Source organism: Paenibacillus sp. A3M_27_13 (genome assembly GCF_024213315.1).
In the GTDB taxonomy this organism is placed as follows: Bacteria; Bacillota; Bacilli; order Paenibacillales; family Paenibacillaceae; genus Paenibacillus; species Paenibacillus polymyxa_B.
This window is the reverse complement of sequence record NZ_JANAVE010000030.1, coordinates 1-544: the sequence shown is the minus strand read 5'-3', so window position 1 is coordinate 544 and position 544 is coordinate 1. Positions and strand designations below refer to the sequence as shown.

Sequence of the window (544 nt, the reverse complement as noted above, 5' to 3'; positions counted from 1 at the left end):
CAGGAAACGATTCTCCATAGAAAGGAGGTGATCCAGCCGCACCTTCCGATACGGCTACCTTGTTACGACTTCACCCCAATCATCTACCCCACCTTCGGCGGCTGGCTCCCTTGCGGGTTACCCCACCGACTTCGGGTGTTGTAAACTCTCGTGGTGTGACGGGCGGTGTGTACAAGACCCGGGAACGTATTCACCGCGGCATGCTGATCCGCGATTACTAGCAATTCCGACTTCATGTAGGCGAGTTGCAGCCTACAATCCGAACTGAGACCGGCTTTTCTAGGATTGGCTCCACCTCGCGATTTCGCTTCCCGTTGTACCGGCCATTGTAGTACGTGTGTAGCCCAGGTCATAAGGGGCATGATGATTTGACGTCATCCCCACCTTCCTCCGGTTTGTCACCGGCAGTCTGCTTAGAGTGCCCAGCTTGACCTGCTGGCAACTAAGCATAAGGGTTGCGCTCGTTGCGGGACTTAACCCAACATCTCACGACACGAGCTGACGACAACCATGCACCACCTGTCTCCTCTGTCCCGAAGGAAAG

1 rRNA gene is annotated in these 544 nt (G+C 55.5%); it reads right to left on the bottom strand.

Annotation, left to right across the window (positions count from 1 at the left end):
• Positions 1-20: 20 nt before the first annotated feature.
• Positions 21-544, bottom strand: a 16S ribosomal RNA gene (locus tag NLX82_RS27475); the annotation flags it as partial.